Source organism: Agromyces sp. Y575, from assembly GCF_059445445.1.
On the sequence record NZ_JCAIUI010000006.1, the window covers coordinates 57,536 to 68,559 of the forward strand.

Below are 11,024 nucleotides of genomic sequence, written 5' to 3' on the forward strand. Positions count from 1 at the left end.
ACAGATGCGAGCACCTGGGAGGGAGCCGATGCAGGAGTCTTTGCTGCTCGATCCTGCGGAGGAGAACACCTATCGGCTGCTCGTCGGCCTCGCCGTTGCGCGCGCCGACCAGCTGGCCGAGGTCGCGGGGCTCACCGCCGAGCACGCCGGTGACCTCCTGCGCAGGCTGGAAGCGAAGGGCCTCGTCGTCCGGCACGGTGAGGATCCGGTCTTCCGACCACAACCGCCGGACGTTGCGCTCGGCACCGCCCTGCTTCGACGCCAGGAGTCGCTCGAGGACGACCGCCAGCGCGTGGCCGCGCTGAGCGAGGACTTCCGGGCCGTCGCCCGCCGCCGCGACGCCGACCACGTGGTCGAGGTCGTCAACGGAGCGGGGGCGCTGCGCGAGCGGCTCCGCGACCTGCAGCATTCCGCACGCGAGGAGATCCTCTGGTTCTGCCGGGCCAACCCGCTCGCCATGCAGGGCGCCGATAACACCGAGGAACGCGACGCCCTCGCGCGTGGCGTCCGCTACCGGGCCATCTACGAACGTGCGCTGCTCGAAGGACCCGGCGAGCTCGACAGCGTGCTCGAGGGCATCGGCTGGGGCGAGGAGGCGCGGGTCGCGCCCGCTCTCCCGATCCGGCTTGCGATCATCGACCGGCACACAGCCATCTGTCCCCTGATCCACGACCAGGAGCGCGGCCTCGGCGAGCCGAGCGCGGCGGTGATCCGCGGTGGCGAACTGCTCAACGCCCTGCTCGATCTGTTCGAGGGTCACTGGGAGCGAGCCAGCCCGCTGCCATCCGCTGGTGCTGCTGAGGGCGGCGACGAGACCAGCACTGCGGTTCAGGTCGACGGGATCGGCGACGCGGAGCGCCTCCTGCTCTCGCTCGTGGTCGCCGGGATTCCCGACAAGTCGATCGTGAACCAGCTCGGGATCAGCCGGCGCACCGTGCAGCGCCGCCTCGACCGGCTGATGGCGATCGCGGGCGTCGACACCCGCACCGCGCTCGCCTATCAGGCGGCGCGGCGCGGGTGGCTGTGACCCCGCTCAGCGCCGCGCGTACGCGCGAACCACCTCTTGGGTCACCGTGCTCGAGCCGTCGACGGCGGTGACCCGCAACGTGACCGGCTCGCTGCCGGCTGGCACCACCGCGGAGAAGCCCTTCTTGTCGCGACGGACCGCCAGCGGCTTCCAGTTCGCACCGTCGTCGAACGACGCCTCCGCCTGCAGCGTGGCACGCGATCGCACTGCGCCGAGCTGGTCGGTCACCTGCAAGGAGACCGTGTGCTTCCGACGGGTCGCGTATCCCTCGTCGTCGGTCGGTACGTCGTAGACCACTTGCAGCAGCGGCAGCGTCACCGTCTCGCCCTCGTCCGGTCGGCCGGACCGGAAGGTCCACGCCGTCGACGTGCGGATGCCGTGCTGCCACTCCTCGTCGTCGCGGGAGACGTCGAGCTCGAGCCGATAGTCGGCCTCCTCGGCGACCACATCGAGGGCCTGCCGTGCATTCGGGAGCGACTCCACCAGCTCACCGTCACGGTAGAGCCGTGCGCTCGAGGCGGCACCGCCCACCTCCAAGTGGCCCGCGGCATCGACGAACTCGGGCACCTGCAACTGAAGCCGGTCACCGCTGCGGGTCGACGGCGATGAGGCGACCGCGGCCGGGCGCACGACCGGATCGAACCAGCGCTCCTTCGAGTGCCCCGCCTCGTAGCTGCGCGCCGGTCCGGTCATGCCGCCTGTGACCATGCCCATCCAGTTCTCCCACGTGTGCAGCACCTGGTGCTGCCATACCGAGTCACCCGCCGAGACCCACTCGACCCGGCTCTCGCCGGTGGCAACCGTGCGCTGCGCGTCGTTCCACGCGTAGGTCATCCACGGGCGCCAGCCGAAACGCTGCTCACGGGCATAGGGCCGCCCGCCGCTCTCGGCGTAGGTCGTGGTGACGCGGTGGCTGTTGGCCTTGGTCACCCGGTAGACGATCTCGTCGGGGATCGCGTCGGTCGAGACCTGGATGACGTCGTAGAGGTAGGGGCTCGTGCGGCTCGCCTCGAGCACCACCTGCTGCTTGCCCGGCCGCTGTGCGCGCCGGATCAGCGCCGCGCCGTCTTCGGCGGTGGTGACCATCGCAGGGATCGGACCGGGGTCGACGCCCGGCTGGAACACCGTGAAGAGGCTGTTGGTCGTGGGTCGGACCAGGATGATCGCCCGCGCACCCGCTGCTGCAGCTGCCTGCACCTGGGCGTCCTCGAGACCCTGGTCAGGGGCATCCACCACGACCGCTTTGCCGCGCACTCCCTTCAAGTCCGGTCCCGGTGCCACCAGCTCGAGGCGCGTTGCCCGGTCGAGCACCCCGGAATTCGGGAGCAGGCCGGCCTGGGGCTTCAGCTTCGTGCCCGGCACGGTGATCAGCGCGGAGGGCCGCACCAGCTGCCAGCGGGAGGAGAACTCGAACTCGCCCTCACGAACAGGTTCGGTCGGGGTCACCCAGGGCATCGTCCGCTCGAACGACATGACGCCGTGCTGGATGTCGCGGCCGTTCGTGAGAAGCCGGTGGGTGTACCAGCTGATGATGCTCTGCTGCTCGGCCGGTTCCGGGGTCCGGATCTCGATCGGGCGTGTCTTGCGAGCGTCGAGCACCACCTCGACGTCGGAGGTCACCTGCACGTCGGGCAGAATCACCGTGCCGGTCCGCTCGGCTTGCGCGGTGTCGTTGCCCTCGATGATCGCCTGCACGATGTAGTCGCCCTCCTCGACCTCGACGGTGGCGACCTCGCCCTTGTCGAGATAGCCGAGGTACTCGGTGCCCGGGTGGTCACCGATCAACGAGAGGGACGGCACGAATGTATCGCCGCCGTCGAAGCCCACCGCACGGATGGTCACCGTGTGCCGCGGACCTCGCTTGATCGCACCGATGGCGGTGTGCACGAGTACGCCGTCAGCCGCGGTCGCGGTCAGCGAGCCGCTCCACCGTCCCCGGTCGAGGGCGGCAGGATCGATCGCCACGACCGCATCGGCGGAACCGTGCGCGGGAACGGTGACCCGCTCGGGTGCGGTGAACGCGCGGGTACCGGAGCCGTCGTCGTCGAGGTTCTCGACCTCGATCGCGAGATCGAGGTCGACCGGCTCGTCACTCTCGTTGCGGTAGGTGACGGTGCGCTCACGCACCGCCTCCTCCGCTGCGTCGCCCTGAAGCGCGAAGTCCGCGATCCCGGTGGCGGTCACCTCCTGGCTCACCGCACGAGCAATGTCGACCCGCCCTGCGCCCTGCTCGTAGACCCCGAGGTCGGGGTTGGGCTTCGCGGTGCTGACGAGCGCATCCTTGAGCCGCTCCCCCGACCAATCGGGGTGCTGCTGGGCGAGGAGGACGGCCGCACCCGCCACGTGCGGGGTCGCCATCGACGTGCCCGAGGACGCCGTGTAGAGCGCGTCGACCGGCGAGCCCATGGCAGTGCCGGCCGCCCGTGCTGCGACGATGCCCACACCCGGCGCACTGATCTCCGGCTTCAGCCCGCCGTCGCCCGTGCGTGGCCCGCGGCTGGAGAACTCCGCGAGCGACTCGTCCCGGTCGACCGCGGCGACCGACAGCGCGGCCGTCGCGGTGCTCGGGGTGGCGACCGCCTCGTCCTGACCGTCGTTGCCCGCCGCCACGACGAAGAGGGCTCCGGTTTCTTCCGAGAGCGCCTCCAGGGAGAGGCTGAGCGGGTCCGTCCCGTCTGAGGGGCCGCCGCCCAGGCTCATGTTGACGACCGCCGCACGCTCCGCCGCCCACTCCATGCCGGAGATGATCCAGGAGTCGTAGCCGTAGCCGTCGTCGCTGAGCACCTTGCCGACGATCAGGTCGGCGTCGGGCGCGACGCCCGGCCGGGTGCCTTCAGCGCCCGCGCCGGTGCCGGCGATGGTGGCCGCGACGTGGGTGCCATGGCCGAACAGGTCGGCGGTGCCGGTCGCGCTGTCGGTGAAGTCGACCGCCTCATCGACCTGCCCCGCGAGGTCGGGGTGCGACCCGTCGACCCCGGTGTCGAGCACCGCCACTCGGACGCCGGCGCCGCGGTAGCCGGCATCCCAGGCTTCGGGGGCGCCGATCTGCGGGACGCTCTGGTCCAGCGAGGTCGAGGCCCGACCGTCGAGCCACACGCGTTCGATGCCGCCGGCCATCTGCACGGAGCTGTCCTTCGCGGGCGCCTCCGCCACCGCACCACCGGTGATCGCCTGCCACACCTGTCCGAGGTCGTCGACCCCGGCCGAGAGCGCCGCGCCGTCGATGCTCGGCAGCACCCGGGTCTGCTCGGCGCCCGCGATGGTCATCGTCTCCGCCCGCATGCCCGGCGACCACGAGACGATGAGCGGCAGCGCCTCGAGATCGGCGTATCCCTCCTCGATCAGGGTGCTGACCTCGAAGAGGCTGTCGTCGATGGCCCCTGAGGCGAGGAAAGGGATGGCGTCGCTCGGCAGCACCTGCATTTCGCCGTCCACCTCGATGGTCTGGAAAGTGACCCGTTCCCGTCCTGGACCCGGCGTGACCGTGGCCGCGCGCCGCCCGTCTGCGGCCTGAGCAACCTCGACCCGGTCGCCGGTCAGCAGCGTGATGCCGTGCGACTCGCCGAGCGCACCTGCCTCCGGCGTCGAGTCGGGCGGCTCCGCAGCGCCGGCGGCGGCCGGGGCGGTGAGGCCGACGACCACCGCGGTGACGGTGGCCAGAATGGCAAGAGCTCGGGCACGGGAGCTGTGAGGTGGACGCATACCGTGAAGTCTGGTGCGCCGCCGCCCTGCGCGGTGCTCGGCGGGGTGCCCAGAGTGCGACATGGCGCAACCGCGTCACCGTAGCTTCAGGCGAACGCCGAGCTCACGCGTGCGCTCCGGCAACTGGCGCGAATGCCACGCATCGAAAGATTCCTGCCACGAGCGGATGCCGCGGCGGAGCTGCAGCACGCATCGTCACGTGAGCGCAGCGAGACCCGGTGAGGGTCTCAACCGCACCCCGTTGGTCGAGTAGCGAGCGTATCGAGACCCGGTGCGAGGGTCTCGATACGCGTCCTCCTGCGTCGGGCGCCACTCGACTAGCGGTGCTCGAGCGGTGCTTCGCCGATCAGGCGGCGGCAACGACTGCGAGCAGTGACGCGCCGTAGGCCTCGCGCTTCTTCGCGCCGATGCCGGTGATGCCGTCGAGCTCGGTGAGACTCTCGGGCCGGGCGACCGCGACCGCACGCAGGGTGGCGTCGCCGAAGACGATGTAGGCGGGCACGCCCTGCTCTTTCGCCTCCCCCGCGCGCCACGACCGGAGTTGCTCGAAGAGTTCGGCCTGCGCCGGCTCGAGGTCGGCGGCCGCCGGTGCCGCCTTGGGCCCGCGCGAGCGCGTCGCACGCTCGGGCTCGGTGCGCAGCTTCACGGCGCGCGTGCCCGAGAGCACCTCGGTCGCGGCATCGGTCACGTCGAGGGTGCCGTACTCGCCGTGCGTGGCGAGCAGGCCCTGGGCGAGCAGCTGACGGGTGACTCCGCGCCACTGCTGGTCGCTCAGATCTTGGCCGATGCTCCAGGTGGAGAGGGCATCGTGGCCGTACTGGCGCACTCGCGGAGTCTCTTTGCCGCGCAGGATGTCGATGAGGTGGCCGGCGCCGAACTTCTGTCGGCGCTCACGCTGCAGGCGCACGATCGTCGACATGAGCTTCTGCGCGGGAACCGTGCCGTCCCACGAGGCCGGCGGCTCGAGGCACGTGTCGCAATTGCCGCACGGTTCGCTCGGCTGGCCGAAGTAGCCGAGCAGGTTCTGCCGACGGCACTGCACGGTCTCGCAGAGGGCGAGCATCGCATCGAGATGCTGTGCGAGCCGGCGACGGTGCGCGAGATCGCCCGGGCTCTCGTCGATCATGCGGCGCTGCTGCACGACGTCTTGCAGGCCGTAGGCGAGCCACGCCGTGGCGGGGGCGCCGTCGCGGCCGGCGCGACCGGTCTCTTGGTAATAGCCCTCGACCGATTTCGGCAGGTCGACGTGGGCGACGAAGCGCACGTCGGGCTTGTCGATGCCCATGCCGAACGCGATCGTCGCGACCACCACCACACCGTCTTCGCGCAGGAAGCGCTCTTGCGTTCTGCGACGAACCCCCGCGTCGAGACCCGCGTGATAGGGCAGCGCATTCACGCCGTTCTCGGAGAGGAAGGCGGCGAGCTTCTCGGTGCTCGCCCGGGAGAGTGCGTAGACGATGCCGGCGACGGGGTTGCCTTCGGCGTCACGCCCCTCGGTACGGATGAAGTCGAGCAGCTGCTTTCGCACCTCGAGCTTCGAGTCGATGCGGTACTGGATGTTCGGCCGATCGAAACTCGAGACGAAGTGCTTCGCGCCGCCGAGGCTGAGCCGCTCGGTGATCTCGCGATGCGTTGCGTCGGTCGCCGTGGCGGTGAGGGCGATGCGGGGCACGTCGGGCCAGCGGTCGGCCAGCTCGGAGAGCGCGAGGTAGTCGGGCCGGAAGTCGTGCCCCCACTGCGCCACGCAATGGGCCTCGTCGATCGCGAAGAGTGCGATGGTGCCCTGTGCGAGGAATCGCTTCGTCTGCTCATTGCTCAGGCGCTCTGGCGCGACATAGAGCAGGTCGAGCTCACCCGCGAGGTAGGCGCGCTCGACCTCGGCGCGCTCGTGCGACTGCTGGCTCGAGTTGAGGTACGCCGCGCGCACGCCGTTGCGCATGAGCGCGTCGACCTGGTCGTGCATGAGCGCGATGAGCGGCGAGACGACGATGCCCGTGCCCTCGCGAAGGAGCGACGGGATCTGGTAGCAGAGGCTCTTGCCGCCGCCGGTCGGCATGAGCACGACCGCGTCACCGCCGCCCGCGAGCTGCTCGATGATCTCAGCCTGCTCGCCGCGGAAGCTGTCGTAACCGAAAACGGTGTGGAGTGCCTCGGCAGCGGATGCGAATCGCGCAGGTGCGGCCGCGGGCGCCACCATCGTTGCGGTGCCAACGCCCGTCGTGTTCGTCGCCGCAATCGAGGGACGGCGAGCGCCGGCGCCGGCGGGCGCGGAGAACGCCGGGTCAGCGGGCGGCGCCCACTCGTCGTCGGGCGGCGGCGCCTGCTCGTCGGGATCCCACGGGACCTCATCAGCCCAGTCGGGTTCCGCGTTCCAGCTCATCAGTCGAGTGTAACGAGCGCCGCCGACCCCGCCGCCCGATCAGCTCGCTTCCGATGCGAATGCGAGAACGCCGCCCTGTGGAGGCAGCCTGCTCAGTACCCCAGCCGAGAGCGGAGCACCGTGAGCGCGTGCGAGGTCTCGACCGCGAGGTCCGGCGCGAGCGCCGAGACCGACTGCGCGAGCACGTCTGCGACGAGGATCGAGGTCAGCACCTCGGCGGTCAACCCCGTGGGCGTGTGCGGCGCGGTGAGCGTAACCGCGACCCGCGGCGCGAGTCGCTCGCGCAGCTCGTCGGTGACGAGCACGGTGTGCGCGCCGACCTCGCGCGCACGCCCGACGATCGCCTCGAGCTCGGAATTCACGCGCCCGGGCGCGAAGAGCACCACGACGTCGCCGCTCCGCAGCGGCAGCAGCGCATCGGCCAGCCGGAACCCGTCGGCGTCGAGATGCCGGGCCGATCTGCCTGCGCGGCCGAGCCGCAGGCAGAGGTGAGTGGCGGCAACGGCCGAGGCGCCGACACCGTAGGCGTAGACCTGACCTGCGCGCGCGATGAGCGAGGCAGCCGCGGTGACGTCGTCGACCGAGAGCGCCCGCCGAGCGAGTTCGACCTGGTCGCGCGCCTCGTCCCAGACACTCGCGGCGATCCGGCCGGTGTCCTCGCCCGCATGGTCGAGCCGTTGCCGCACACGCTCTTCAGGCGAGACCGCCTCGGTGAAGGGCGCGGCGACTCGGCGCTTCAGGTCGGCGAGGCCCGCGTACTCCAGTTTCTGGAGTGTTCGGATGACCGTGGCATTGCTCGTGCCCGTCTCAGCGCCGAGCTCGGCCGCAGTTGCGAAGAGCAGGCGTTCGGCCGGGCTGCCGGCGAGCAGGCCACCGACGGCCTGCTCGGCTTTGGACATGGTCTCCCACGCGCCACGCACGCGGCTTCGCAATTCGATCACGCCGGGGTTGCGCGTATCGGTTGATACAGATTGCGGGTCGTGTGTATCATTCATTCCACGAGCATCCTATCTCGTAACGATCATTCCAACGAAGACGCCGGTGATCCACATGCTAACCGGCGCAGAGAGAACGCCGCCGGACATGAGCACCACCATCCGCACGATCGAGATCAGCGGCGCCCCATTCGAACGCGGTGCGCAGTACGGCGAGGCCGCAGCCGATCTCATCTCGTCGGCCATCGAGTATTACGAGGCGGCGTTCGGCCAACAGGCGGGTCTCACCTGGTCGGCCGTACGCGATCAAGCCGCGAGCTGGCTTCCCGCATGCCGGGACGCTGCGCCCGACGTCGTGCGAGAGCTCGAAGGCGTCGCCGCCGGAAGCGGGCGCGACCTGCTCGACCTGATGGCCCTCAACCTCCGCGGCGAGATCATCTACGACCAGGGCTCGACGCGCACCCGGCAGATCGACCCAGAAGAGGAGCGCGACTCGAGCGACGGCTGCACGAGCTTCTCGCTCACCGGCACGGCGGCCGGCGACGGCCACAGCTATGCCGGCCAGAACTGGGACTGGCGCGCCGGTACGCAGCACACCGTCGTCATCGTGCGAGTCGTGCAAGACCCGTTGCCGACGCTCATCATGCAGCTCGAGGCGGGCCAGATCGGCCGGCACGGTGTGAATTCCGCCGGGCTCGCGCTGAACGCCAACGGGCTCGGCGGCCGCTTCGACGCCTCGGTCGGGCTCCCTCAGACCTTCATCCGGCGCATGACGCTGAACCAGAGCGAACTGCCCGACGCGATCAACACTCTCGTGCGCACGAACGCCCACATCTCGAGCAACGCCCTGCTCACCGACCGCTCCGGCTTCTCGATCGACCTCGAGATCACGCCCACCGGCATCGACTGGGTCTACCCCGACGACGGCCTGCTCGTGCACGGCAATCACTACCAGGCATCCGTGCCCCCGCAACTTGCCGGCCACTACCGACCGGTCTCGGCCGATTCGCTCTTCCGCGTGCCGCAGGCGCGATCCGGCCTCGAGCGGGTGCGCCACGCGAACGGCCGCGACGAGACCCTCGCCGGCATCCGTGCCGCGATGAGCGACCACCTCGGCTACCCCGAATCCGTCTGCACCCACCCCGATGAACGACGTCCGGCGGTGCGGCAATGGTCGACGCTCCTCTCCAGTTGCGTCGACCTCACGACCGGCGACTACTTCGTCACGAACGGAACGCCGTGCGACCACCCCTATGAGATCCTGCCCTGGAACGCCTTCGACGGACCAGGCTCCCGCTTCACCACCCCCACCCTGCCAATGGAGGCACACCGATGAACATCAGCCACCGACCCCGACGAGCCGCTTGGCTCGCGATCGCCGCCGGGGCGGCCATCGCACTCACCGGATGCACCGCCGGCGGAGCCGGCCCGTCGGCCGACCCTGCCGGCGAGATCCCGTTCGGCGCGACGACGCCCGCGGCATCCGGCCCCGTCGACTCCGTCACCTGGATGCTCCCGGCCGAACCGGCGACGTTCGACTTCGACGTCGACAGCGGCGCGACTGAGAACACCGTCTTCGCGAACGTCTGCGAACGACTCATGACCGTGCAGCCCGATCTGAGCACGGTCCCGCACCTCGCCGAGAGCGCCGAGTGGGTCGACGACACTCACGTCGTGTTCACGATCCGCACGGATGCGACGTTCCACGACCGCAGCCCCGTCACCGCCGACGACGTGCTGTGGAGCATGCAGCGCCACGCGGCAGAGGGCGCCGACGAATCCGACGAGTACGCGAACGTCACCGCGATGGCGAAGACCGGCGCCAACGAGATCACGGTCACGCTCGCGCAGCGCGACGCCATCTTCATCCAGGCGATGGCCGGCAACGGCGGCATGGTGCTGAACCCGCGCGTCGTCGAGGCGCAGGGTGAGAACTTCGGCGCCCCGGGAACGCCCGACGCGTGCTCAGGGCCGTACACGCTCGGCGAGTGGAAGCCCGGCGCGAGCCTCACAATCGAGAAGGCCGAGAACTACTGGGATGCCGCGCGCGAGGTGCTCGCCGACGAGGTCGTGTTCCGGTGGGCCGACCAGTCGGCCGTGGTCAACGCGCTGACCGCCGGCGAGGCGGATGGCTCCTACCTCGACTCGCCCGCCTCGGCGATCCCCCTGCAGTCGGTCGACTCCGTATCGCTCGCACAGGGGCCGTCGACGAACGCCTGGGTGCTGCTCGCGACCGAGCGCGGCGCCCTCGCCGACGAGCGCATCCGCCAGGCTCTCTCGCTGGCGCTCGACCGAGCCGGCATCGCGAAGGCGGCGTTCGGTGACCTCGCCGAGCCGTCGAAGACGCCCATCGGCTCCGGCGCGTGGGGCTACGAGCGTGACGCCTTCGAGGCCGCCTACGAGGAGCTCGAGGGTGCGCCCGCGAGCCCGAGCGCTGCCGACCTCGACGAAGCGAAGCAACTCGTCGCCGAGGCCGGGACGCCGTCCGATCCCATCGTGATCGCGAGCGATGGCGGCTCGGTGCGCAACGTCGTCTCCAACGCCCTCGTCGCCGCAGCCAAGAGCATCGGTCTCGAGGCGGAGATCGCCACGATCCCGTCGGCCCAGTATGGCGACTTCTACTCCGATGCCGATCTGCGCGGACAGGCCGACCTGTTCTCCGACGAGTACTACATCTCGAAGAACGACCCGGTCGGCTTCTACAAGAACGGCGCGTCCACCGCCTCGGTGAACTTCGTCGGGTTCGACGACCTCGAGTACGACGAGCTCGTCACCCAGGCGTTCGCGGCGACGGATGACGCGGAACGCGCCGAGCTCGCCATCGAACTGCAGCGCCGCTGGGTCGAAGCGACGCCATGGCTGCCGGTCACGCAGAGCCGGTCGACGGTTGCGTACTCGTCGACGCTCACCGGGCTGCCCTCGTCAGCCGCGTACCTCTACTACCCGTGGGCCGCTGACCTCGGCTCCTCGCAGCGCTGAG

The 11,024-nt window shown here is 70.3% G+C and carries 6 protein-coding genes; 3 read left to right on the plus strand and 3 right to left on the minus strand.

The genetic code is table 11. The annotated features are described in order from the left end of the window. Window positions 1-28 precede the first annotated feature (28 nt). Window positions 29-1,027, plus strand: coding sequence for a hypothetical protein (locus tag AC1C2U_RS18980; protein ID WP_495363340.1), 999 nt, complete (start codon window positions 29-31; stop codon window positions 1,025-1,027). A gap of 6 nt (window positions 1,028-1,033) precedes the next feature. On the opposite strand, the gene AC1C2U_RS18985 is transcribed toward AC1C2U_RS18980, so the two are convergent. From AC1C2U_RS18985 to AC1C2U_RS18995, 3 genes are all read right to left on the minus strand, one after another. Beyond that, window positions 1,034-4,729 carry a S8 family peptidase gene (locus AC1C2U_RS18985; protein ID WP_495363341.1) on the minus strand — a complete coding sequence of 1,232 codons (3,696 nt, stop codon included), beginning with the start codon at window positions 4,727-4,729 and terminating at the stop codon, window positions 1,034-1,036. A 346-nt stretch (window positions 4,730-5,075) separates the two neighbouring features. Then, entirely contained in the window at window positions 5,076-7,109 is a 2,034-nt protein-coding gene (recQ, locus tag AC1C2U_RS18990; protein WP_495363342.1) for a DNA helicase RecQ, read from the minus strand. A gap of 92 nt (window positions 7,110-7,201) precedes the next feature. Continuing rightward, window positions 7,202-8,104, minus strand: a complete 903-nt coding sequence (locus AC1C2U_RS18995) for a MurR/RpiR family transcriptional regulator (RefSeq protein WP_495363343.1) — start codon at window positions 8,102-8,104, stop codon at window positions 7,202-7,204. Window positions 8,105-8,192: 88 nt separating this feature from the next. Here AC1C2U_RS18995 and AC1C2U_RS19000 point away from each other — a divergent pair, with 88 nt between their 5' ends. Both AC1C2U_RS19000 and AC1C2U_RS19005 read left to right on the plus strand, forming a co-directional pair. After that, a complete protein-coding gene (locus tag AC1C2U_RS19000) occupies window positions 8,193-9,380 on the plus strand; it encodes a C45 family autoproteolytic acyltransferase/hydrolase (protein WP_495363344.1) in 1,188 nt (395 codons plus the stop codon). Then, entirely contained in the window at window positions 9,377-11,023 is a 1,647-nt protein-coding gene (locus tag AC1C2U_RS19005) for an ABC transporter substrate-binding protein (protein WP_495363345.1), read from the plus strand. Before AC1C2U_RS19000 ends, AC1C2U_RS19005 begins: the two co-directional genes overlap by 4 nt. Window position 11,024: the final 1 nt, after the last annotated feature.